Source organism: Paenibacillus larvae subsp. larvae (assembly GCF_002003265.1).
Lineage (GTDB): Bacteria > Bacillota > Bacilli > Paenibacillales > NBRC-103111 > Paenibacillus_H > Paenibacillus_H larvae.
The window spans coordinates 456,238-477,810 of sequence record NZ_CP019687.1; the positions used below are offsets into that span (position 1 = coordinate 456,238).

The following is a 21,573-nucleotide window of genomic DNA, read 5'->3' on the forward strand; positions in this document are numbered from 1 at the left end:
AGTCCGATAATTCCTCCTTATCTGAACCTAAACCATTATAACACAAAGGGTACTTTTGTGAATATACGGGAAAAACATCCGAAAATGCGTCTAAAGGCACTTTGAACCGAAAACGGATTTTAGGTAAAAAGCAGGACATTGTCACATCAAGTCACTAACTTTGGGCTATAAAAAGGATAAGGTGCTTTTTTTGGAAGCGGGGGATTTTATAGAATCAGGGTAACCGAAGATGTTGGGAAAGGGAGTTCTGAGGGGACAGGTATTAACGTGTTGCGAGTTTGATACCTTTTAGCATAGCCATACAAAAACAGCCTTTCCCTTCGGGAAAGGCTGTTGATCGAGACAGCCATTAACGGCTGTAGAACTCGACGATTTGTTTTTCATCAATTTCTTGAGCAAGCTCAGAACGCTCAGGAAGACGGATAAATTTACCTTCCAAAGCTTGTTCATTGAATTCCAGGTAAGCTGGAAGGAAGTTGCGGTTTTCCAGGGCTTCCTTGATACTTTTCAGATTTCTGCTTCTTTCACGCAGTCCGATTACATCACCAACAGAAACCTGGTAGGACGCAATGTCAACTTTTTTTCCATTTACAGTCACGTGACCATGGGAAACCAATTGACGGGCACCTGCACGGGAATTGGCGAAACCAAGGCGGAAAACAAGGTTGTCCAAACGGGATTCAAGCAGAATCATAAAGTTTTCACCGGAAATCCCTGGCAGTTTGATTGCTTTGTTGTACAGGTTATGGAATTGTTTTTCATTCAAACCGTACATATGGCGCAGCTTTTGTTTTTCCATAAGCTGCATGCCGTAGCCGCTCACTTTTCTGCGTTGGGTAGGTCCGTGTTGCCCAGGAGGAAACGGACGCTTCAGTTCTTTGCCGGTTCCGCTCAGAGAAATTCCGAGACGACGGCTTAATTTAAATTTAGGGCCTGTATAACGTGCCATGCAAAAAAACTCCTTTTATTGTAAATTAGTTAGAATTTTGCACGGGTGATTCCGGTTGCTAATTTTGTTCGCCAGACCTTGTTGAAAGAGGTCTTCTGACAAGCTTTTCAGCCGCTGGCTCGTCAGGACAAAATTAGAGAGGGCGTCAACACAATGAGTCCCCGATTCATCTTTGTTCTCGACTTCTTATTCTATAAAAAACAATGTAAGGTGTCAAGAAGAAGCCGTTGAAAACAGTTGCCACGGTTTTTGAAGGTATATAAAAATAGTGCATAAAAACTAGAATTTTAGTATGATGTAGGTATAATATACCTCTCAAACTAGGGAATGTACAAGGGAGATATCTATGGGCGACCATCTTCAAGATACAACTCTTCGACAGAGCGCTTTTCGGGGTGCTATCCTGGACAGACCTGGTGGTTACTGCTTGCGACTTGCATACAAGGTAGGGTCTATCAAAGAACAGCAATTGCAATTACAACGCTGGTTTCAAGAATGGGCTCATTTTTTGTGTCTGCAGCGTTTTTCTATATATGAGTCTATTGGCCTAGTGAGTCTAGAAGGTGAGGTACTTGGAAGGTTAGAAGGGCCGCATTCTCCTTGGGTAAAAGAGGATCGCCCGGACGAAGGGCTGTCCGCCACTCTTCAGATGGCTGAATCACGCCTTTATCGCTCCTGTCTGGAGCAGCTTGCTCCGGTAACTGTTCGTATGGAAATACAAAAGCAAGCAAATGAAGGCTCAGGTATGATTCTATGCGCCTTGCCTGTCTATAATGAGATGGAACTTGCCGGAATATTTACCTGCACCATAAATCAGGATATTACCGAGTCAACTTCCATCGTTACGCTGGAGAAGTGGGCTATGATGTTTCAAACTTTCTGTTTGTACCAGGCCGAACAGCAGGCTGTCAGCAGGCTGGCCAATTCAGTGGAGGTTTTGGACCGGTCCCTCGGGAAATGGGACGCGCTTTTTCAGACGACTCAGAAAATGTATGCCCAGATTGAAGTAGATGCTGTTATTACGCATACTCTGAATGATGTCAAGGCGATGTTCCCGGAGTATTCCGTACAGCTTTTTTTATCCCAGGATCACGCAAATTCCAACCCGCATGTAAAAACCCTTCAGTTTCAAGACGAATCCGATTTACGGACAAGGGCCTTCATGGATGGAGAACTTAAACAAAGAAGGTGTGATCTTGGACGGGACCGTTACATTTATGAAGTAGCGGCCCCTTTGCTGGGTAAGCAAGGGGTTTACGGTGTGATTTATCTGGTGGGCGGAGAAACAATCTACCCCGATGATTTACAGATGATGTCCATGCTCGGTGATGCCGCAGGAACCGCTTTTGAGAATGCCAAGCTGTATGAGCAATCCAACTTACTGATCAACGAACTCCGTCTGATTAACGAAATTACCAAGAGCTTGACGCAAAGTCTCAGTTTGAAAAAAATTTTTTCTTTCGCCTGCGAAGAGCTGTTGGAGATTTTTGATGCCAGCTACTGCTGTATTTCCAGGATTGATGAGGAAGATCCCGGTAAGTTTGTGGTTCAGGCCAGTAATTTTCCCGCGATGTTTCAAGAGGAACTTTCGATTAATAGCGGTTTCTCAGGTGTAGTTTTTTCGAGCAAAGAACCAATTATCGTATCTAATTACGAAAAATATTCTGTGAAATCGAAAATCATGGAGATGACGGGTTCCCGTTCCCTGATGGTTTCGCCGATATTGATAGCGGATAACGTGGTCGGAATTATTCATGTGGTTCATCAAAATCCATACTATTTTTCTTACGAAAATTACAAGCTGCTGCAAACTTTAAGCGGCCATATTGGTTTGGCGATGGCTAACGCAACTTTGCACGCCGAGGTACAACGAATGGTAATTACGGATAATTTGACCGGGCTGTATGTAAGGCACTACCTGGATGGGCAGATCAAAACAATGCAAAAGCAAGATGCTATAGGTACGCTTATCCTGGTTGATATTGACTGTTTCAAACAAATCAATGATACCTTTGGTCATCAAGTAGGAGACAGCATTTTAATTCAGGTGAGTGATATTGTCCGTTCTATGATCAGAGAACAGGATATTACGGCCAGATGGGGTGGAGAAGAACTTGCGATTTATTTGCCTGTCACCAGCAAAAATGAGGGCATGCAAATGGCGGATGAAATCCGCACCGCTATCATGCAGAAAACCAGCCCCAGCGTTACGGTTTCCTGCGGGGTGGCAGACTGGAAAAGCACGGATGACAAGATCAGTGTAGAATCTTTATTCTATAAGGCGGATATGGCATTGTATGAGGCTAAACGAAGCGGGAAGAACCGGGTTGTTCAGGATGGTACACTTTTATAAGAAAAAAGTGATTATTCAAGAAAAAGACCCCAGTATATTTCAAAACACCAGAATGTTATATCGTTCCCTCACATAAGAATCAATTTCATGATATTTAAACTATGAAATTGATTCTTTTCTCTTTCTGCGTTAAAAACAGTCCGTCCCGGATTGATAACCAGTCGTTTCTGATAGTTTTTATAAGCCCGCGGAAAATGGTACAATAGGAAGGTCAGGGGGGCTTGAGCTTGAAAGTCTTAGCTTTTTTTCGCAGAAAGCGGTTTTGGTACCTGCTTCTGGTTGTAATTTTGACCGTGCTGCTGTTCGTATATGTGTCAGCCCGTACAGGCTTTCGGTTTTCCCAAATAAATGCCGAACGTTTCACGGAATATATGGAGTCGCTGGGGTTAGCCGGCAGGTTGCTGGGAATTGTACTGGTGGTGGCACAGACCTTTTTCCCTTTTGTACCTTTTGTTTTGGTCGCAGGTGCGAATGTGGCTATATTTGGTATGAAATGGGGATTTGTTGTCAATTATTCCATGTCTTGTCTTGGTGCAGTGCTGGCCTTTTATGTCGCCCGGTATTATGCCCATGATTGGGTAGTTCGCAAAATCAGTCATTTCCCCTTTGTCCAGTCCTTTAATAAAAGGCTAAGTACAGACGGTTTTTTCTATATTTTTATGGGGAGATTAATCCCAATTCTTCCATCTTCGGCAATCAGCTTCGGTGCCGGACTTACCCAAATCAGCTTTCGCTATTTTTTCTGGGCTACGATAATCGGGAAGCTGCCGATTATCATCCTTGAATCAATGATCGCTCACGATTTTATCCATTTTCAAAAATATAAAGGCAGATTCCTGGTCCTGCTCGCTGTCTTTGCAGTCTTAATTTATGCGGGCAACCTGTTTAAAAAACGTTTGAACCAGAAAAACAAAATCAGTTGAATGTATGTGAGGTGGTCTTATGAAAAGGGTTGCAGGGGCTTAGAATCCAAGGTATCATAGAGTAGAAATCAATTCCATGAGTTTATGTTGATACCGAGGAGGATGATATCCATGCCAAGCGCGAACAACGCTGCGATCATGGAGATTTCCCAAACTGCTAATCAATTCAGATCTTCAATTGTTCTTCAGTATGATAATAAGTATATTGATGTGAAAAGTATCCTGGGTCTTTTTACAACCCTGTTAAGTTCAGGGTCCTATGAACTTCATATCATGGGTCCCGATACAGATGCAGAGGGTAAAGCCATGCAGGAAGTGTTTAGTAAGCATGGCATGAACATTACCATTGCGGAAGGATAAAGCATTTTTAAGGTATTCCTCATTGTTTTGGGGAAATACCTTTTTCTTTTATGTGGAATCAACAGCCTCTCTTGTATCTTAGTGGAATATGGTCTAATATATTTGTTAGAGGATTGAAGATATTGTTCAATGGTAACAAGATATTGAGACGTACAGGGGGAATGTGAAAGATGTCAACACCTGATTTGATTATCAGTTTGAACCATAGAGCATTACAACTTCTTCAGGAAGATGCCGATAAAATCGAAAAACTGATCGAAGTGCAGATGGAAAACTTAACGACGAGACAGTGCCCTTTGTACGAGGAAGTATTAGATACTCAAATGTATGGTCTATCTCGCGAGATTGATTTTGCTATCCGGGCCGGATTGATTACCGAAATCACCGGAAAGCAGATTCTAAGCAAGCTGGAGCGGAATTTGGCTCAATTATATGAAGCCTTAAATAAAAAGTAACCCATCTTGGTGAGGGTTACTTTTTTTCAAAATAGACTGAAAGGCGGCGCGGCTGGTTTTCCAGCTTAGTTAAACCAGGAAGAATACGATACCTAGAATGACGTAGACAGCCAAGTGGAGGAAACCTTCATACCAGTCCGATGTTCCGTCCTGCAGATTGGATTTGGTAATCAGAACCGCTACAAGAATGGCTACCAGCTCATAGGTAGAAAATACAATATCCATCGTATTCCCCATAAAATAGCTAGCCAGGACCAGTACAGGGCCTACAAACATGGCGATTTGGAGGGAACTGCCAACAGCAATTTCTACGGAGGCTCCGATTTTGTTTTTCACCGCAAGTATAACCGCTGCAGCGTGTTCAGCCGCATTACCTATGATAGCGATCAGGAAAGCTCCAACGAAAAGTTCAGATAAAGCAAATTGAGCGGTGAACGCCTCGACTGTTCCGACCAGCCACTCACTCAATATTGCGACCATTACTGTGGAAAGAATCAGAAAAAAGATGGACAATCCCTTGGACCACATAGGGTCTCCCTGTTCAACCACTTGATCCATAAGCAATTTTTTATGAGTCCCCATTGAGAAGTACAGCCATAGTATATATGCGATGATCAGGACTATGGCTACAGCAAGACTGACAGTTGTTGTTTCTTTGATGGTAAGCCCTCTGGCAAAAATGGCAGGTACAAACAGGGCAATAACCGCCAGGGTCATGAGGGAGGTGTTATGGGAAGCTACTTTGATGTTGAATGTTTGCTCTTTGTATTTCATTCCCCCGAATAAGGCACTGAGGCCAAAAACAAACAGGAGATTTCCGATAATAGAACCGGTCAAACTTGCTTTTACCATATCGAACAGGCCTTCTTTGACTAAGAAAAAGGCAATGATAAGTTCAGAAGCATTGCCGAAGGTAGCATTAAGAAAACCGCCGATTCGTTCTCCGGAATAATAGGCTACACTTTCAGTAGCCCGCCCCAAAAAACCGGCTACAAAAATAATGGCTATACAGTAAAGAATAAACTGGAAGGTTGCATTCCAATTACTAAAACGGGCAATTGCACTCAGGGCAAATGTACCCACAAGCAAAATATTAAACCATTGTTTTTTCAAACTGAAACCCTCCGAACCTGTATGTAATCAAAAAATGCATAAAGCTAATTATAATATAAACGTGCACAAATTAAAATAAACATGACCCCCAATTTCCTTGATTTGATCCTTGTCTTTTGATTACAATACATAATATAGATTTTGAAGGAGTGATCCGTATGTCTGAAGAAATTCAATCCAATTCCATTCGTATCTCGGATGACGTTGTAGCCACCATTGCTGGACTAGCCGCTGTTGATACCCCGGGATCTCCGCCATGTCCGGAGGGATGTCGGAGGGACTTGCAAGAAGGCTTAGTGGTAAAAATATGCAGCGTGGCGTGAGTGTGGAGGTAGGGGAACTGGAAGCCGCTATCGATTTACGAGTCATTGTCAATTACGGATGCAGGATTCAGGACGTATGTGCGGATCTTCAGCGGAATGTTATAGAAGCCGTAGAGAATATGACCGGCCTCCGAGTGATTGAAGTCAATGTCAAAGTAGAAGGAGTCTCGTTCCAGCAGGAGGAAACAGCAGATGAAACAGCTGTAGCCAGAGTCAAATAACAATCTGACAAAGAACCCGGTTATCACCTAAGTGTTTGGTGAAAGCCGGGTTCCTTTGTTGCAAAGATTATCAAGAAAAGCGATGGATAGAGGAAATCGCTTCTGCTTATGACAGTACAATTCCTTGACAGAACTACCCTTTCGTTTTCGTTTTAACAGGTCGGTTTTGTTCGCGGGAGATACCGAGTACTATGCCCATAGCGACCATCATGATAATGATAGAGGACCCCCCATAGCTTATGAAGGGCAGGGTAACCCCCGTCAAAGGCATTAAACTAGTGATTCCCCCAATATTAATAATAGCCTGAATGGCAAACAGGGACATAATGCCAATCCCGACCAGCATGCTGAACGAATCTTTGGAACGTATGGATATCAGCAGTCCCCTCCAGATAAACCAGACATACACAAGCAGAAAAATAGTTGTCCCGATAAAACCAAATTCTTCCCCAATTATAGAAAAAACAAAATCATTGTATGGAAATGGCAGGTAGTGCAGTTTCTGAATGCTTTCCCCAAAGCCGGTTCCCATCAAACCGCCATGCCCGAGAGCGAACAGAGACTGTCTGATCTGAAAAGACGATGTATCCAAATTAGGGTCCCACGGATTTAGAAACACGGAGAGCCGGGCTGACCGAACACTAACCGCATCGACTTCACCTGAATGGAAAATAGCATATATCCCCAAAAGTAACAAGATCACGCTTGCAAATCCGACACCTAAAAAGAAAAGGTGTTTGAGATTAGACCCTCCAGCAAGAATTATGGTTCCTGCCGTTATGAGCAAAATAATGCTAGTACCTAAAGAAAGCTGCATAATATTCAGGAAGATAATCACACTGGTGATAATCAGTGCAGGTAAAAGTCCTTTTTTGAAATCACGAATCCGTTCCTGTTTCTTTGATATTAATACACTGAGATACATGATCAGAGCCAATTTAGCAAATTCAGCCGGCTGAATACCAAAACCAAAAATAAAAATCCATCTTTTAGCGCCATTTACAGATGTTCCTATAATAAGAACTAGAATCATCAGGAAAAGTGAGAATAAAAAAAAGGGAAGAATTATTTTTTTAAGTTTATGCGGGCGAAGATTCATAGTAATCAACATGCCTATGGTACCGAAACTCACGAACAAGATTTGCCGCTTGGTAAAAAACCAAGGGTCATTGTTATAATCTGGACTTGTCGCAGCTATGACGGAACTGGAACTGAAAATCATGGCAATACCAAAGCAGACAAGCAGGATAGTCAGGAACAAGAGTTGAAAATCCGGTGTTCCTCTTCTAGGAGAATTCACCGTAACACCTTATGCAAGCAACTGCTCAAGCTGGCCCAGTTTTTGCTGGACTTTATGCATGACAGGTTCTGGAACCTGTATGTCATAGTCCAATCCATGAGGGAACGTTGTACGCCCTATGTACACATCTTCAACTGCCAAAACGGCGTCCGGAGATTCCAGCTTGCCTGACTCTGCTCTTGTGTTAATTCTGAGGAAAAACTCCGCTTGATTGATTTTGTCTTCAATTTTGTAATCGTAAGTTGCGCGGGTATATTCCCACTGCCACCGTACGAATCCAAGCTTTGTCGTGATTTCATCTAAATAAGCAAGATCGCTTTTTTTACCAATTAGACTGGTTTTTTCGATAATCACAGCTACACTCCTCCAATTTTTCGTACATTCTTTTTCCATGATAGTATGTTTCTTTTCCTTCTGCAAGTAAACCCGGCAGAATAGCGGAGCGAAAAAAGCAGCAAAAATGCATAGGAAACACTGGTTCCTTTTGATAAAATAAGGATAGTTCTCCCAAGGAAAATATTTGCTGGTCCTTTGGCGGAGTCCTCGTTTGGCTAAAAGATAAGCCTACATAGGCTGTTTTAATAAATCGGCTAGGCAGGAGAGGATAAATTATGGAATCTTTTGCATACAGACTTGCATCGGTGTTCTCGGATATGGTGTCATGGAGAAGATATCTCCATCAGAACCCGGAACTATCTTTCCAGGAAGAGAAAACAGCAGCTTGGATAAGCGCCAGACTTCGGGATTGGGGTGTTCCGTTTCGTAATCATGTGGCAGGACATGGGGTATTTGCTGAAGTCAACGGATTTGCTGCAGGTCCTACAGTGGTACTGAGGGCGGATATGGATGCGCTTCCTATCCAGGATGCGAAGCAGTGCGCCTACGCTTCCAAGGTTTCAGGTGTTATGCATGCGTGCGGGCATGCCGTCGGATAGATCCTCTTAAGGCAGCGGTACTTACAATAGGTTCTATTCAGGGCGGCCTTACATTTAATGTAATCTCCGAAGTGTGTACCTTGAAAGGGACTATCCGTACTTTCGATGAAGCCGCACGTAAACAGATGCACTGCCATTTGGAACGGGTTCTGGCTTCAACGTGCCATATGCATGAAGCGGGTTTTGAACTGAACTATAAGTGGGGATATCCACCCCTGGTTAATCACGCCAATGAGGTAAACCGGTTTAACCGTATCGCCGGCGGGATCTTTGGTACGAACAATGCAGGACCATGCCATCCTGTAATGGCAGCTGAGGATTTTGCCTATTATCTTCAACATCTTCCCGGATGTTTTATGTTCGTAGGGGCAGGGAATGATTCGCAGGGGATTACTGCTCCTCATCATCACCCCAATTTCGATATTGATGAAAAAGCCATGCTTTATGCCGGAAGGCTGCTCAAGAACGAATTTTTTCTTACATGCATGTTTCCCCTAATGCCGGGCAGGCTATGTTTATGCAGACATATATTTGGCATGAAAGGGGCATTATGCATTGAGAACCGTTAAAGAAATCATGTCCACGGATATGGTGACCGTTGGCCTGGAGGATAATGTATATGAAATTGCTGTGAAAATGAAAAAGCACGATATTGGTTTTATTCCTGTTGTTGAAGGAAACAAACTAATTGGTGTAGTAACGGACCGGGATTTGGTTCTTCGGGGTACGCTGAGAAACGATCGGGTTCAGCAGCTGTAAAAGAGGTTATGTCAGATGAAGTTACCGTCATACCACCTTCTATGTCTTTTGATGAAGCGGCTCAAATTATGGCAAAAAGCCAGGTCAGACGCCTTCCCGTTGCAGAAAACGGTGAACTGATCGGTGTCGTATCGCTTGGCGATCTGGCGGTTCGAGAAAAGTCCCAATCGGAAGCAGGACAAGCATTAAGTGAAATTTCAGAAGATCATTGAACTTTATAAGCAGCATACCTTTGGCAGAAATTATGACCGGCTTAAATATAACCGGGTTTTTTGTTTAAGATTTTGCTTAGATTTTAAAAATAGTCGTTGTTTATAATGGAGGCAAGCGAAGAGAAGGAGAATCACCATCATGCCAAAACATATCCTGATTGTGGACGATGACAAAGACATTGCCCAACTGCTGCACATTTATTTGATAAATGAAGGATATATAAAACTGGCCGAATTGTGTTAATTAAAAAATTAAAGTAAAGGTTAAGTTCTTGTCAGCGATGGCAGATAAAAGCAAACATACTTCGATCCGGTTCAGAAGAAAATACAGATAGCTCATCTACTGCCCAATCTTCAGTAAAAGGAGAATGAGATGCTGTGAAAAAAGTATTGCAACTTTGTGTTGCCGGATCAATAGTTCTGTCTCTCGCCGCTTGTACAGGGGTCCCGCAAAAAGGCGCCGGCCCTTATAACGCTGGCAATGCCAACAATGTCAGACCTTATACAACATACCAGAATAATGATGCCGCCGGAAATAAGTACGGCATGGGAGCCATGAATCTTCATGCCAATACCCGTGTAGAAAGCAGCCAGTATCTGGCTGATCAAATTGCAGCAATGGATGAAGTCAGTGCGGCAAGAGTACTGGTAACCGACAATAATGTTTATGTAGCGGTTCAGCTTAAAAATAACAATATAAACCAGAGCAATGTGAACAGAACGCCTACAGGAAACGTTACAACACGTACAGCAGGGCCTGACAAGCCTTATGGTGGAGCCACTACCCGCGACGGACTGACAAACGGCATGGGTAGTATGGGAACCCATGGCGGTGGGAATATCAACCGCGGTCCAGTTCCTAACGCGATCGACATGCGCGGATCGAGAGATTATTCGGACAGCACTTACAACAGTTCCGGTACGATGATGTCTCAGGATGTAAAACAGAAAATCGTAACCAAAGTACGTTCTCTGTGCAGCCCGAATATAAGACATGTTTTTGTTACGGCAAATCCGGATTTTTACGGACGTATTAACAATTATGCAAATGATCTGAAAGCCGGAAAACCGATTTCCGGATTAGTCACCGAATTCAATGATATGGCCAGACGTGTTTTTCCGACAACTGCAGAGGGGACCATCACAAATAGAAACAATGTAACACCTAACGTTACGCCCACCCCAAATGGTTACGGCGGTATGGGTACCCGATAATCTTTTTTGCTTACTAATCCACAGATCTAAGGTTAGGTGCTGTGTATTTTATTTTTTGCGGTTCAAAGGCAGTATAGATGCAGCCACTAAAAGCCTTCTCCTATTTTTCCTGATCGGAAGAGGAGAGGCTTTTTTCTTTAAAGAAGTCGTATTCTGTATCCTGCCGAATGTATGGTATGATAGAGGTTGTAAGCTAAAATACGAAAAAGAATGGAGAGAGATAGACATGGCAATGACGGAGGTTAATAGCCTCGATATGTCAGCGGTTCTCCTGCATGCTTACGATGTCGGTGATCTAATCAATGCTTCTACGGAAGTGGCGGATTATCTATATTGGAAGAAAAAGATGGAACAAGATGAGGAAGTGCAGAAACTTGTCCGTCTATTTATACAAAAAAAAGAGCGCTTCGAAGAATGCGAGCGCTTTGGTCATTTTCATCCCGATTATCATGCTGCTTTGGAAGAAGTGCAGCGCGTGCAGGACGCTTTGGACCGCCTGGAACCGTTCCATAAATTCAAGGAAGCCGAGTTTCGATTGGACGATCTTCTGTATACGGTCTCCAAAACAATTGCGGAAGCTGTTTCCGACAGTATAAAAGTGCCGAGCGACATAGCCTCCCTGGCGGAAGCTTCCGGATGTGCCGGATGCGCCTCCGGTGGAAGCTGCAGCGGTAAATGCGGCTAATAGCAGATCGGTTATCGCAGGATAAAGTCCGGCACAAGCTCACCGATAATAGTCCCTTTCCAGTTCCGCAAGACAGGGCGGTGAAACGCAGCGAGTGCCCTATTCTCTTCGGCTGACAGAAGGCCGAGCTGGGACAAGGCTTCCGTCACTACAGGATAGAGAGCCCGTTGGGCACCGTCCTCCACTTTAAGGACGAGGGCAAGGCCTTCATCCGGTACGGTGACGGCAAAGACTCCCTCGGCACCCATTTTGCCGAGAATGCGCCCTTTTGTTACGCTGATCAGCTGCGTATCAAAACGGTCACTGCCTGCGAGCATCTCGGGGCATCGTCTTAGTGCGCGAATAATCCGCGCACTGGCCTCCGCGATTACCGCGGGCAGACGCTCAGGCTTGCCAAGTCTCGCATAAGCGAGTGCAAGCCTGGATAAGGCGAGCCCGAAGACGGGGACGCCGCAACCGTCAACGCCAAGCGGAATTTCCGCTGCGGCAACACCTGTCATGCTGCTGACCGCTTGCAGCATAAGCTGCTGCACCGGATGCTCCGGTTCCATATAATGCTCGTGGGATACGCCCAGATGGGCGGCCAAAGCGAGCATAGCAGAATGCTTGCCGGAACAGTTATTGTGCAGCGCGGTTGGGTCGATGCCTTTCTTGCCCATCGCATCAGCCGTAGGTTTGTGATAGGGTGCATGCGCCCCGCATTGTAAGTCTTCCGGCACTCTGCCGATTTTTTGAAGCATTGACAGGGCTGTATCTGTATGAACCCGTTCCCCGTTATGGGAAGCGCAACACAGGGCAATTTCCGCATCGTTTAGATGAAAGTGGTCTGCTGCACCTGAAGTGATAACGGGTATAGCTTGAATCAGCTTGGCGGTTGAACGGACAAATGTGACAAGTTCGGGATTACCCAGGTGATGAACAAGACTGCCGTCCCAACGGATTGCAACTATATGGCCGTGATGAATACTCTCGGTCAAAGGTCCCCTAGTAACACGAAGAATCATTTCAGAGGAGTTCATTAAGGTACCATCTCCTGCTTTCAATTTTGATTAATGATAGAGAAAAGAGGGTATGACGATGATAACAGAAAGATGCGGCTTGATTGTATGGATTAATGATATAAAGGCTGCCCGGAATCTGGACCGTTACGGATCGCTTCATTACATTTCCAAGAAAATGTATTATGCGGTACTGTACATTCATGCCCACAAATACGAAGAAATATTGCGGCAGCTGCAAAGACTTCCTTATGTAAAAAAAGTGGAAAGGTCTTACCGCAATGAAATTAAAACAGAATATAACAAAGAAGTTTCGGACAAAACTAGATTTTACACGCTGTAGGTGTAACATGCAATGAAGGTTTGTAAATCTTTCTCAAAAGCTTCCGTTCGAAGCTTTTTTATTTTTTATTTTGAAAATTGGCATTTTTTCAAAAGATCTAAATATGAATTACTAATTTCATATTTTTTAATTGGAAATTTCTATGAGATTCAAGTACAATAGAGGGAGTGCCGTATATAGGTAATTGGTCCCATTTGCTTAGGAAAGGAGTTGTGATTCATGAAGGACAAGATAATGGACAGGTGGAGTACCTATGAACCTTTCTATGTTGTTTTAGTTGATAAAAAAGTAGCTGACATTGTCATTACGAATCATGCTCGGAGCCGGTGGGCGGACCGTATTGAAAGCAACAATTCCTCCATTGAGGCCATATGCAATTTCTTATGGGACCGATTGAAAAACAACCGTATTGTACCGTACTACCGAAATGAACAGGATGTATATCTGATTGACGACGACCTCGTTATGGTGGCTGAATTCGCAGTTCTGGAAAATGAAACCGACATCGCCGGCAATCCTCTTTATAAAATGATTGTAGTCACTTTTTTGGGACGCATGTCTGAAACCATTGAACTGAGAGATTTGAAAACATATTATTCTTGGCTTCGTCATTCCCGGAGAATGACCTTGATCAAGAACAGCCGCAAGCACAAGTGAACATCCTAACGTCAGAGTATGCGCTTAAGTGACGTCATACTCTTTTCTTTTGCCTTTTTGTTATAATACAATCAAGAGAAAGGGGAAAAAGCCTATGGCATTAAATTTTCATCAACTTCATATCTTTTATACGGTGGCGGAAAAAGGGAGCTTCTCCCATGCGGCCCAGGCCTTGTATATGACCCAGCCTGCAGTTACGATGCAGATCCAGTCCCTGGAGGATTATTTTGGGCTCAAATTATTTCACCGTACTACCAAAAAAATTGAATTAACGGAAGCTGGCAGACAGTTAAAGCCATATGCCCGCAAATGTCTGGATCTCATGCGGGATACCGATTTGGCGATGGCAGCCTTTACCAGAATGGTCGAGGGCCGTCTTCAGTTAGGCGCCAGCATGACAATGGCTGAATTTATTATGCCAAGGCTTTTAGGTCCTTTCAATAAGCAATATCCCCGGATTTCTATTTCCATGAAAGTGATGAACACAACACAGATCCTGGATGAAATTTTCGGCCATCAGCTTACTTTCGGTCTGGTGGAAGCTCCGATCCATCATCCCGATGTCCATACTGAAACGTTTTTGAATGATGAGCTTAAGCTGATTATGCCAGCGAATCACCCTTTGGCAGATACTGAGAGAATCGGACTGGAGGACATTTTAAAATACCCGTTCGTACTTCGGGAAAAAGGGTCAGGTACTAGAAGAGTCATGGAAGACGAACTAGCCCGTAAAGGGATCGACCCGGATTCACTCCAGATCAAAATGGAACTTGGAAGTACGGGAGCCATCAAGTCTGCTGTCGAAGTAGGACTGGGTCTTTCTATTGTGTCTCAATCAGCAGTGAAGCATGAGGTTTCACTTGGCCTGTTGAAAGAGAAAGAACTTGTTGATGCTGCCTTTAAGCGGGATTTTTATGCCATCTATTTGGATACTACCCTACTGCCGCTTTCTGCCCTTAGCTTTCTTACTTTTTTACGCACAGAAAACTTACAAAAGTGGCTTTAAACGGAAAGGAGTTATTACCATGCTGACCGGACAAGTTGATTTACATACCCATTCGCTGGCCTCGGACGGGACACAAACACCTGGTGAGAATGTAAGAATGGCTTGGGAAATAGGACTTGCCGCTGTGGCCATTACCGATCACGACACCGTGGACGGTCTTGAAGAGGCGATGGAGGAAGGGAAACGGCTTGGCTTTCAGGTGGTACCCGGAGTCGAGATCAGCACGATGGCCGGAGGCCAGGACATTCATATGCTCGGATATTTTGTCAATTATAAAGACCCTGTTTTCCTGGAAAGGTTGCAGGAGCTCCGCAGTGCCCGCGATCGCCGAAACGAGCTTATGCTGGAACGGCTCAGGCAGTTGGGTATTATGATAACAATGGAAGATGTCCGGAATGCTCTTGAACCTGGTAAGGATAAGGGAACAATCGGCAGGCCTCATCTGGCGAATGTGCTGCTGAAGAAGGGAATTGTATCCTCTATGGAGGAAGCGTTCCGGGAATATTTGGGCAAAGGGGCCAAAGCATACGCAGCGACAGAACGTATAACACCAGAAACGGCCATTAGATGGATTCATGATGCGGGAGGCTCTGCTGTTATCGCACATCCGGGACTGTATGGCGATGATACACTTGTTCGCGAAATTATGGAACTGGGGCTGGAAGGCATAGAGGTATATCATTCTGACCATACGCCGGAAGATGAGCAGCGCTACCGGCAGCTGGCAGAAAGAACAGGACTTCTTGCAACAGCCGGGTCAGACTTTCACGGAACGCGTGCAGGTAAGGTTTTTCATGCTCCCATGGGAACCCGAACTGTAAGTACTGCTGTTCTAGCTTATTTGAATAAACGGAGGGAATAATTTGAAAATCAGAAAAGCAATCATACCTGCGGCAGGTCTTGGCACCCGTTTTCTTCCGGCGACGAAGGCTCAACCGAAAGAAATGCTTCCGATTGTTGATAAACCGGCAATCCAGTATATAGTAGAGGAAGCCATTGATTCCGGGATTGAGAACATCATCATCGTTACCGGACGACATAAACGGGCAATTGAGGATCATTTTGACAAATCCGTGGAACTGGAAATGCAATTGGAAGAAAAAGGGGACGAAAGACTGCTCCACCTCGTACAAGCAGTATCTAATCTCGCCGATGTTCATTACATCCGGCAAAAAGAGCCTCTGGGGCTCGGACACGCAATTTTGTGCGCAAGAAATTTTATCGGGGATGAACCTTTTGCTGTACTGCTCGGGGACGATATTATTCAATCGCAGCCCCCTACTCTGAAAGGGATGATGGAGCTTTTTGAAGAGACGGAAAGATCAGTGATTGCTGTTCAGGAAGTAGCCCATGAAGACGTAAGCAAATACGGCATTATTTCCCCTTCCGCAGAAAACAGCCGTTATACCCAGATCAAGGATCTGGTGGAAAAACCCGATCCGGCGGAGGCTCCATCCAATCTGGCGGTAATCGGCAGGTATATCATTTCCCCGGAGATTTTCGATATTTTGGAACGGCAAAAACCGGGGCGTGGTGGGGAAATTCAATTGACTGACGCGCTTCGCGTGCTGAACCGTGATTTTCCTATGGCTGCTTTCCCTATTCAGGGAAAACGCTATGACGTCGGTGATAAGTTTGGTTACATTGAAGCCACCATTGAATTGGCTTTGCAAAGAGATGAACTTGGTGATGCCGTCAAGCAGTACTTGACTGAACTGGTTAAGAAATGGAATTAGAATCTAACCCGAATCTATTTCATCATACAACTGGTGAGCGCTTAACGGAGAAGATTACGGTCCAGATTTATGTATATCTTGTACCGTTCGGATGGAAATCTAAGTTTATGAACCGGATTCAACCCAAGGCAAATTTAAAAAGGCACTGCCGGTCTAAACTGAGCCTAACAGCTCAGCAATAACCGGCAGTGCCTTTTTTTCGATTCCTTATTTATATACCTGTGGAAGCATTTTAAGCTTATCTTCATCTGGTGTTACAAACAATGTTTTTTGCTGCTCATAGATGACGAATCCGGGCTTTGCCCCGTTTGGTTTGCGCACATGTTTAATTAGCGTGTAATCAACCGGTACCTGGCTTGAGTACTTGGCTTGGCTGAAGTAGGCAGCTAGTTCTGCAGCCTCGTAAAGAGTGGTCTGGGGAACTTCACTGCTGCGGATTACTACATGGGAACCGGGGATGTCTTTAGTATGAAGCCAAGTGTCAGAGGCCTTTGCAAGCCGGTTTGTTACATATTCGTTTTGCTTATTGTTTTTGCCTACATAGATCGGAATGCCGTCTGATGACGTGTAACAGGCCACAGACGGATGATCAGGCTTTTTCTTTTTCTTCCCCTTCATGCACCGGCCGCGCAGGTACCCTTGTTCTGTTAATTCCTCCCTAATCTCTTCAATATCTCTCAAAGAGGCGCTTTCCAGCTGTTGCAGCAGCGTTTCTAAATAATTGATTTCATCCTTGGCCTGCTCCATCTGTTTTGTAACCACACTGCTGCTATTTTTTGCTTTTGTATACTTTTTGAAATAACGCTGGGCATTCTCGGAAGGGGTGAGCTGCGGATCCAGCTTGATTTTAACCGGACGCTGCTTCTCATCGTAGTAATTGATTACCTCGACTTCCGCCTCGCCTTTTTGGATTTGATGCAGGGCCGCGGTTAATAATTCCCCTTGGATGCGGAATTGATCCGCTTCCTTGGCTTCTTCCAAAGTGGCCGCCAGTTTGTCCAGTTTCTTTTTATTTTTTTGTTTTTCGTTCTGCAGAAATTTGATTAAATCAACTGTTCGCTGTTTTACAGTATCCCGTTCGGCCTTATCTCCATAATACGTTTCCAGACACCCGCTGATGCTGCCAAACTTTTTAGTTTCACCTTTTAGATGGCGGATCTGATATACAGCGAAAACAAGCTTTCCGCTTTGGCTGTCTTCGGCAATGACCGGTTCATACTGATGCTTTCTGATAGGATCCAGCAATGAGAAAAAGGCCGATAAAACCCGATTTTCGTCCGCATCCTCCGCCGGCTGATCTGGTTCATATCCACAGCGAAAAACAATTTCCTTGCAGGCAAGGGGACTCAAGCCGCTGAATGTTCCGATCAGCCATTTTTGCAGAGAGAGAGGAGGATTTTCACTTGATTTATCCAGTTTAAAATGATGCTTTCGGCTTTCTGTCCACAGTTTATGAAAAACGGCCTCATCTGTCGAAAGCGGGTTCGTCTTGTGCTGTTCGGGTGGTTCGGTGTAGGAAAATCCCGGCATAATCACCCGATAGCTGCTAATAGCTGGCGTCACATGGTGAATACCGTCAATGATAATGCCTGATGCCGGATCTATCAGGGTGATGTTGCTATGGCGGCCCATCAGCTCAACAATCAGGCACTTGGTACTGATATCTCCAAGTTCATCCCGCTGCTTCAGGCTGATCCGTATGATTCTCTCGAGTTCCACCTGCTCTACGGATTCAATGATGCCGCCTTCACAGTGCTTGCGCAGAAGCATACAGAACATAGGTGCTTCCTGAGGATTGATAAACTGCTGTTCTGTAAAGTGAGCCCTCGGATAAGTAGGGTTGGCGGAAAGCAGCAGCTTTTTATTACTGCCTTGTGCCCTCAACTGCATCACAATATCGTGTTCTGTTGGTTGATGTATTTTATTAATGCGGCCTCCAATACAGCTTTGCAGTTCACTTGTGAGTGCATGAAGGACCAGTCCGTCTAGTGCCATAATCTCACTCCGTTTCTTTTGGGAAATACTGGGGTACGGCCGCCTGGCGGCCAATTGTATTCCTATCATGCCATACTTTTCAAAAAATTTTAAGCTGCAAAAACGACGAGTTGTCCGGCAGATGGGATATTTTGCTGCTTGTCTGAATACATTTACGGTGAGGTAAGGTTGTTCGATGAATGAACTGGGAGGGAATATGCAGATGACTCACAAAGAGTGGTATCAGATGACGGCGGAGGAAACCCTGAAGGCTCAAAAGGTAGAGTCCGCAAAACAGGGACTGGCCTCTGAGGAGGCTCTTGAACGTCGAAAACAGGTGGGAACCAATGAATTGTCCGAAGGACCTTCCATCTCTCCAGTCACGATATTGTTAAACCAGTTTAAAGACTTTATGGTTTTGGTGTTGATGGGAGCGACATTGATTTCGGGGCTCTTGGGAGAATTTATGGATGCCATAACCATTCTCATCATTATTGTGATGAACGGAGTCCTTGGATTTATTCAGGAATTCCGTGCGGAAAGGTCACTTCGCGCCTTGAAGGAGCTGTCAGCACCTTTTGCCAAGGTGTACCGTGACGGTGAGTTGAAGCAGATACCCGCTAGAGAACTGGTGCCAGGTGACATTGTGAGCATGGAAAGTGGAGATCGGGTTCCGGCCGATATGAGATTTTTGGAAACCCACAGTTTTTATGTTGAGGAATCGGCTTTAACAGGAGAGTCGATCCCAGTTAACAAGCATTCGAATGTTTTGACGTTTAGCGGTGTTCCGCTTGGAGATCAGCGAAATCTAGGTTTTATGGGAACTATGGTTAGCAGGGGAACAGCGATAGGTGCTGTGGTGCGGACCGGAATGGATACGGAAATGGGCAAGATTGCTGACTTGATCCAGCAGACGGAAACTCTGGACACTCCTTTGCAGCATAGACTCGAGCAGCTTGGCAAAATCCTGATCATTGTTGCACTGTGCCTTACGGTCCTGGTTGTTGTGGCGGGTATCACACATGGACAGCAGCCTTATGCCATGTTTCTATCCGGGGTTACTCTGGCTGTTGCCGCTATTCCGGAGGGGCTGCCTGCAATCGTAACGATTGCTTTGGCACTTGGCGTTCAACGGATGATTAAACGTAAATCCATTGTCCGTAAACTGCCTTCTGTAGAGACATTAGGTTGTGCGTCAGTGATCTGCTCCGATAAAACGGGAACATTAACCCAAAACAAGATGAGTGTCACTCATCTTTGGATGAGCGGCCGGCTGTTGGAGGTAACGGGAGACGGATATGTGCCGGAGGGAAACATCCAAAATGAAGGCCGTATTTTAGACTCTGAAAAAGAACCCATGCTCAAAAAATTGCTTCACATTTCTGTTCTTTGCAGCAACGCTGTGCTTGCAGAAGAAGAGATAGAAGTTAAAAAGAAGAAATCCAGGGAAGAAAGGGTAAAGAGTTGGAATATCAAGGGAGATCCTACAGAAGGAGCACTTGTTGTACTTGGGGCCAAAGTGGGATATACGCGTGATTCGCTTAATAGCTCCTATAACAGGATTACCGAGTTCCCCTTCGACTCGGACCGGAAAAGGATGTCAGTGATTGTTTCCCATCAGGGCGGGAAAATGGTGATGACCAAGGGGGCTCCTGATTTATTACTTCAGCACTGCAGCTATGTGCTTTGGGATAACAAAGTCATTCCTTTTACTGCTACTCTTAAACAAAAAGTGATGGCTGCTAACGAAGGGATGGCCAGATCTGCCCTGCGTGTGCTTGGTCTTGCTTACCGGGAAGTTAAAACAGCGGATCACTTGGAAGACGAGAGTGAGGCGGAACAGGGGCTTATCTTCGCAGGATTGACAGGAATGATTGATCCGCCAAGGAAAGAAGTGCGGGAGGCCATGCAGAAGTGCCGCAAAGCAGGTATTAAGACAGTCATGATAACAGGGGACCATCAGACCACGGCAGAAGCGATTGCCAGACAGCTTGGCATGATCCCAAGGGGCGGTCTGACCATTGATGGCCAGCAACTGAGCTATTTGTCAGATAAAGAACTGGAAAAAAAGGTGGAGGATATTTATGTTTATGCCCGTGTATCTCCTGAACATAAGCTGCGGATAGTAAAATCTCTTCAGCGCAAAGGACATGTGGTAGCCATGACGGGGGACGGCGTGAATGATGCACCTGCTATTAAAGCTTCGGATATTGGCATTGCTATGGGAATCAGCGGGACTGATGTCTCCAAGGAAGCATCCTCCCTTATCTTGAGTGATGACAACTTTGCTTCTATTGTAGCCGCCATTGAAGAGGGAAGAGGAATTTATGAGAACATCAGAAAATTTATCCGATACCTGCTTGCTTCAAATGTCGGTGAAATTATGACCATGTTTATCGCTATGATGGCCGGACTGCCTCTTCCGCTTGTTCCTATTCAGATTTTATGGGTAAATCTTGTAACCGATGGACTGCCGGCGATGGCACTGGGTGTGGATCAGGCAGAAAAGGATCTAATGCAGCATAAACCCCGCCCGGCTAAGGAAAACATCTTTGCAAGGCGGCTCGGATGGAAAATTATCAGCCGTGGACTGCTAATTGGAATTTGTACACTCACCGCCTTCTGGCTCATGCTCGGACAGCATCCGGACAGTTCCGAAAATCTTGTCAGGGCACAAACAGTCTCTTTTGCCACTCTAGTCGTAGCACAACTGATTCATGTGTTTGATTGCCGGAGTTCACGGTCGATCTTCCACCGTAACCCACTGCAGAATAAATATCTGGTCTTTGCGGTTTTATCGTCTTTGGCCATGATGCTGGCTGTTCTTTATGTTCCCGAGCTGCGGCCGATTTTCAAAACGGTTTCTCTTGGATGGAGGGAATGGATTCTTGTCTTGATTGCTGCCGGCATTCCGACATTCTTGATGGGAATTGGAAGTGTGATGCAGAATCCCTCTAACAGGAAAAAGATAAAGTACGGAACCAAACCTAGTTTTCGCTAATTCCAACAATTCCGATGTTTTTATATGAATTATTTCATCTCTTCCCGAAATTTTA

Annotated in this window: 21 protein-coding genes and 2 pseudogenes; 17 read left to right on the top strand and 6 right to left on the bottom strand. The window is 44.8% G+C overall.

Annotation, left to right across the window (positions count from 1 at the left end; genetic code table 11):
• Window positions 1–349 precede the first annotated feature (349 nt).
• On the bottom strand, window positions 350–949 hold the full coding sequence (rpsD, locus tag BXP28_RS02490; protein ID WP_023483031.1) for a 30S ribosomal protein S4: 600 nt from the start codon (window positions 947–949) through the stop codon (window positions 350–352).
• A gap of 346 nt (window positions 950–1,295) precedes the next feature.
• On the opposite strand from rpsD, the gene BXP28_RS02495 reads away from it, so the two are divergent.
• From BXP28_RS02495 to BXP28_RS02510, 4 genes are all read left to right on the top strand, one after another.
• Complete coding sequence (locus BXP28_RS02495; protein ID WP_051428117.1) at window positions 1,296–3,302, top strand: sensor domain-containing diguanylate cyclase; 2,007 nt, start codon at window positions 1,296–1,298, stop codon at window positions 3,300–3,302.
• A 227-nt stretch (window positions 3,303–3,529) separates the two neighbouring features.
• Window positions 3,530–4,225, top strand: a complete 696-nt coding sequence (locus BXP28_RS02500; protein ID WP_023483029.1) for a TVP38/TMEM64 family protein — start codon at window positions 3,530–3,532, stop codon at window positions 4,223–4,225.
• 111 nt (window positions 4,226–4,336) lie between these two features.
• Window positions 4,337–4,585 carry an HPr family phosphocarrier protein gene (locus BXP28_RS02505; protein ID WP_036658780.1) on the top strand — a complete coding sequence of 83 codons (249 nt, stop codon included), beginning with the start codon at window positions 4,337–4,339 and terminating at the stop codon, window positions 4,583–4,585.
• A gap of 170 nt (window positions 4,586–4,755) precedes the next feature.
• The gene (locus tag BXP28_RS02510; RefSeq protein WP_023483028.1) at window positions 4,756–5,040 is read left to right on the top strand and encodes an Fpa/YlaN family protein; all 285 of its coding nucleotides are present in this window, start codon (window positions 4,756–4,758) and stop codon (window positions 5,038–5,040) included.
• Between the two features lie 69 nt (window positions 5,041–5,109).
• Here BXP28_RS02510 and cax read toward each other — a convergent pair whose 3' ends face one another.
• Window positions 5,110–6,153: a calcium/proton exchanger gene (gene cax, locus BXP28_RS02515; RefSeq protein ID WP_023483027.1), complete on the bottom strand. Its 1,044-nt coding sequence runs from the start codon at window positions 6,151–6,153 to the stop codon at window positions 5,110–5,112.
• A gap of 158 nt (window positions 6,154–6,311) precedes the next feature.
• On the opposite strand from cax, the pseudogene BXP28_RS02520 reads away from it, so the two are divergent.
• A pseudogene (locus BXP28_RS02520) lies at window positions 6,312–6,697 on the top strand (Asp23/Gls24 family envelope stress response protein).
• A 133-nt stretch (window positions 6,698–6,830) separates the two neighbouring features.
• Here the strand turns inward: BXP28_RS02520 and ftsW are convergent.
• Window positions 6,831–7,997, bottom strand: coding sequence for a putative lipid II flippase FtsW (gene ftsW, locus BXP28_RS02525; protein WP_023483025.1), 1,167 nt, complete (start codon window positions 7,995–7,997; stop codon window positions 6,831–6,833).
• Between the two features lie 9 nt (window positions 7,998–8,006).
• The gene (locus BXP28_RS02530) at window positions 8,007–8,351 is read right to left on the bottom strand and encodes a YugN family protein (RefSeq protein ID WP_024094378.1); all 345 of its coding nucleotides are present in this window, start codon (window positions 8,349–8,351) and stop codon (window positions 8,007–8,009) included.
• A 257-nt stretch (window positions 8,352–8,608) separates the two neighbouring features.
• On the opposite strand from BXP28_RS02530, the gene BXP28_RS24880 reads away from it, so the two are divergent.
• The 6 genes and pseudogenes from BXP28_RS24880 to BXP28_RS02550 all read left to right on the top strand — a co-directional run bounded on the left by BXP28_RS24880 (window position 8,609) and on the right by BXP28_RS02550 (window position 11,803).
• Window positions 8,609–8,932 carry a M20/M25/M40 family metallo-hydrolase gene (locus BXP28_RS24880; protein WP_036658776.1) on the top strand — a complete coding sequence of 108 codons (324 nt, stop codon included), beginning with the start codon at window positions 8,609–8,611 and terminating at the stop codon, window positions 8,930–8,932.
• Window positions 8,911–9,501 (top strand): M20/M25/M40 family metallo-hydrolase, encoded by a 591-nt coding sequence (locus BXP28_RS02535; RefSeq protein ID WP_036658773.1) that lies wholly within the window; start codon window positions 8,911–8,913, stop codon window positions 9,499–9,501. The genes BXP28_RS24880 and BXP28_RS02535 overlap by 22 nt, the downstream gene beginning before the upstream one ends.
• A gap of 7 nt (window positions 9,502–9,508) precedes the next feature.
• Window positions 9,509–9,903 (top strand): annotated as a pseudogene (locus tag BXP28_RS02540) (CBS domain-containing protein).
• A 139-nt stretch (window positions 9,904–10,042) separates the two neighbouring features.
• A complete protein-coding gene (locus BXP28_RS22400) occupies window positions 10,043–10,147 on the top strand; it encodes a response regulator transcription factor (protein WP_024094375.1) in 105 nt (34 codons plus the stop codon).
• A gap of 134 nt (window positions 10,148–10,281) precedes the next feature.
• Window positions 10,282–11,118 carry a YhcN/YlaJ family sporulation lipoprotein gene (locus BXP28_RS02545; protein ID WP_023483020.1) on the top strand — a complete coding sequence of 279 codons (837 nt, stop codon included), beginning with the start codon at window positions 10,282–10,284 and terminating at the stop codon, window positions 11,116–11,118.
• Window positions 11,119–11,344: 226 nt separating this feature from the next.
• A complete protein-coding gene (locus BXP28_RS02550) occupies window positions 11,345–11,803 on the top strand; it encodes a YlbF/YmcA family competence regulator (protein ID WP_036658839.1) in 459 nt (152 codons plus the stop codon).
• Between the two features lie 11 nt (window positions 11,804–11,814).
• Here BXP28_RS02550 and BXP28_RS02555 read toward each other — a convergent pair whose 3' ends face one another.
• On the bottom strand, window positions 11,815–12,822 hold the full coding sequence (locus tag BXP28_RS02555; RefSeq protein ID WP_036658770.1) for an asparaginase: 1,008 nt from the start codon (window positions 12,820–12,822) through the stop codon (window positions 11,815–11,817).
• Window positions 12,823–12,880: 58 nt separating this feature from the next.
• On the opposite strand from BXP28_RS02555, the gene BXP28_RS02560 reads away from it, so the two are divergent.
• From BXP28_RS02560 to galU, 5 genes are all read left to right on the top strand, one after another.
• The gene (locus BXP28_RS02560; RefSeq protein WP_024094372.1) at window positions 12,881–13,144 is read left to right on the top strand and encodes a YlbG family protein; all 264 of its coding nucleotides are present in this window, start codon (window positions 12,881–12,883) and stop codon (window positions 13,142–13,144) included.
• Window positions 13,145–13,363: 219 nt separating this feature from the next.
• Window positions 13,364–13,801: a hypothetical protein gene (locus BXP28_RS02565; RefSeq protein WP_023483016.1), complete on the top strand. Its 438-nt coding sequence runs from the start codon at window positions 13,364–13,366 to the stop codon at window positions 13,799–13,801.
• 94 nt (window positions 13,802–13,895) lie between these two features.
• Window positions 13,896–14,807, top strand: coding sequence for a selenium metabolism-associated LysR family transcriptional regulator (locus BXP28_RS02570; RefSeq protein ID WP_023483015.1), 912 nt, complete (start codon window positions 13,896–13,898; stop codon window positions 14,805–14,807).
• A gap of 19 nt (window positions 14,808–14,826) precedes the next feature.
• Window positions 14,827–15,669, top strand: coding sequence for a PHP domain-containing protein (locus tag BXP28_RS02575; RefSeq protein ID WP_023483014.1), 843 nt, complete (start codon window positions 14,827–14,829; stop codon window positions 15,667–15,669).
• 1 nt (window position 15,670) lies between these two features.
• The gene (galU, locus tag BXP28_RS02580; RefSeq protein WP_023483013.1) at window positions 15,671–16,543 is read left to right on the top strand and encodes a UTP--glucose-1-phosphate uridylyltransferase GalU; all 873 of its coding nucleotides are present in this window, start codon (window positions 15,671–15,673) and stop codon (window positions 16,541–16,543) included.
• A gap of 207 nt (window positions 16,544–16,750) precedes the next feature.
• Here galU and BXP28_RS02585 read toward each other — a convergent pair whose 3' ends face one another.
• Window positions 16,751–18,538, bottom strand: coding sequence for an Rqc2 family fibronectin-binding protein (locus tag BXP28_RS02585; protein WP_024094371.1), 1,788 nt, complete (start codon window positions 18,536–18,538; stop codon window positions 16,751–16,753).
• 202 nt (window positions 18,539–18,740) lie between these two features.
• Between BXP28_RS02585 and BXP28_RS02590 the strand changes: the two genes are divergently transcribed.
• On the top strand, window positions 18,741–21,518 hold the full coding sequence (locus BXP28_RS02590) for a calcium-translocating P-type ATPase, SERCA-type (RefSeq protein WP_036658766.1): 2,778 nt from the start codon (window positions 18,741–18,743) through the stop codon (window positions 21,516–21,518).
• Window positions 21,519–21,573: the final 55 nt, after the last annotated feature.